Source organism: Arthrobacter sp. Hiyo1, assembly GCF_001263615.2.
In the GTDB taxonomy this organism is placed as follows: domain Bacteria; phylum Actinomycetota; class Actinomycetes; order Actinomycetales; family Micrococcaceae; genus Arthrobacter.
In genome coordinates, this window is the sequence record NZ_DF952478.1 from 10,831 (window position 1) to 13,075 (window position 2,245).

Genomic DNA, 2,245 nt, shown 5'->3' on the forward strand with positions numbered 1-2,245 from the left:
TGAATCTTGCGTGCACGTCTTCATCGGTGAATGCCTGGGACGGCTATTTCCGGACCCGCCTCAGAACTCATGGGTGCGGGTTTCAGATGGGCCGTGCTCTATGGCATTTCGTTCCTCCGGCCCGCAAGCTGGTGGCGCGCCGGGCTGCCGTCCGGGCGTACTTGGCTAACTGAATGCCTTGAGGCTTGGCATGGGGGAGCAGGGCGCCACCACTTTCGTTGGCTGTTTCCGCCGTTTTTAGCGGCGGCTATTTCGGACGCGTCTGAGCGTTGCGTCGTCGGTGTTGCTCGACCATGAGAACCCTGACCGTGGCCTGACGGAAACAACTTCCCAGCCGTTCTTGGCCAGCTTCTTCAGCTCCCTGCTCTGCTTCCGTGGGCGACGGTCCACCAAGACTGTCATGTATTCGTAGTCGGGATCGTTATTCATGGCGATGCCTCCTTTCGGCGTGCGACCAAGTCGCGGTGTGGCTCCCTTGGCAGCCAGCCCTTCGCGGGGTGATGTCCGGCGTCGGGCTGCTGAAGGTCCGGCTCATCAAGCCCCGGTAGTTCGGCTGCTTCTCCAGAGGGCCGTCGTCCCGTACCGATGGGAGGCGGTGGGAGGCGGGCGCCGGCGTTTCGGCCGGGGGTGAAAACCGGCGGCGGTGTTCAGGAGTGCCGGGTCAGACGCTAACGCTTTGTGTCTGGAGGGCGGGCTTGAATTGTTCAGCGCTGCTGCCGGCGGCGTTCTCCGTGGAGAGGTCCCTGTCGGCGACCAGGGCCAGCGCAGGGCTGGCCAGGTACATCAGCGATTGGGCGGCGAGGGCAATGGCGAACATGGTGATGAGACCGCTGGAATCGGCCAGAAACAACACCGCCGCGATGACCAGGCCGGTCAGCCCCAGTGAGCCCTCGACCAGGGTGTCGTTGAGCGCACCCAGGCGGCGGCGGGCGGCAGGGAATTTGCTGGTCCGCTCCCACTTGGCGGGGCGTCCGAAAAGTGCCGCCAGACTGGCAACGACGATGACGTGGTGCAGTGCCGCGAAGGCAAGGGTGCCGCAGACCGTTTGGGACAGCGTAGCGCCGACCAGCCGGCGGTAGACCAGCAGGCGCAGGGCCGTGCTGCTGACCAGAACCGCAGTCGCACCGATGTACAGTGCGAACGGCATGGAGATGCGCTCGTGCTGTATGGCCATGGAGATCGCTGAGAGTGCACCCAACGGCAGGGCGATGGCGCGCAGGCCTATGCAGGCCACGTCCAGGCCGTGGTTACCGTGATGTATTTGCTGCAGCCACGTCAGCTCCGTGCGCCGCCCGCCCAGCCAGGCCGGGACGAACATCCGCCAGTGCCTGCGCATTTCCTGCACCGGGCCATATGTCCAACGGAACCGCTGTTTGCGGTAGGCGGTGAACGTTTCCGGGATCAGTCCCCATCCGAACGGTTCGTTCAGGTAGACGCTGTCGTACCCGAGCGCGTGGATGCGGATGGCCAACTCGCTGTCTTCGGTAAGGCACCACTCGGCCCAGCCGCCGGCCTCTTCCAAGGCCGCGCGCCTGATCAGGGACATGGTGCCGACGGTCAGCCCGGCGTTGTGCTCGTTGAGCGCGGCCATACCGGTGGTGAAGAAAACGGCGTACTCCCAGTTTGCCCAGCGGCGGAAGCGGCTGCCGGCGTGGTCGCGGTAGGCGTGGGGTGCCTGCACGAAACCGGTGCGTGGTTCAGTGAAGTGACCGACGGTTTTCCTCAGCCAATCCGGGCGGACCTGGTAGTCCGCGTCGACCACCCCGATCAGTTCCGCTTCCGGGTCGGTGTGCCCCGCTGCCCAGTTCAAGGCCCCCGCTTTGGCCCCGGAGATCCCCTCGACATGCAGGAATCGGAACCGGTCGCCAAGCACGAGACAATGCTCGCGCAGGGGCTCCCATAAAGCGGGATCGGTGGTGTTGTTGTCGATGACGAGCACTTCAAAATTCGGGTAGTCAAGGGCCGCCAACGCATCGAGGGTGGCCATCACCATGCCGGGAGGTTCGGCGTGGGTGGGTACATGGATGGACACCCTGGGGAAAACCGTCGGCGGCTCGGACATGGGATGGCGGGGCCGGAACCAGGTGGTACGCAGGAGCGATTCCCACCCTTCCCGTGTCTGGACCACCGAGCTTGGCAGGGTGATGGCGCCCAGGACAGCTGTGGCCCACAACAGGAAACCCGTCAGCGGACCAACCGGCAAACCCATCAAAAAGAACAGCGCCCAGACTCCGCCGGCAGCGGT

Annotated in this window: 2 protein-coding genes; both read right to left on the reverse strand. The window is 64.9% G+C overall.

Annotated features, from left to right (window positions below):
- Positions 1-237: 237 nt before the first annotated feature.
- Positions 238-429, reverse strand: coding sequence for a hypothetical protein (locus tag AHiyo1_RS22395; RefSeq protein ID WP_059390055.1), 192 nt, complete (start codon positions 427-429; stop codon positions 238-240).
- A gap of 232 nt (positions 430-661) precedes the next feature.
- The coding region (locus AHiyo1_RS22400) for a glycosyltransferase (protein ID WP_113990751.1) at positions 662-2,245 on the reverse strand (1,584 nt) is incomplete at its 5' end.

Bases quoted from the DNA above. Each gene is read 5' to 3' on its own strand.
- AHiyo1_RS22395 (WP_059390055.1), bottom strand. From the start codon at position 429: ATGAATAACGATCCCGACTACGAATACATGACAGTCTTGGTGGACCGT.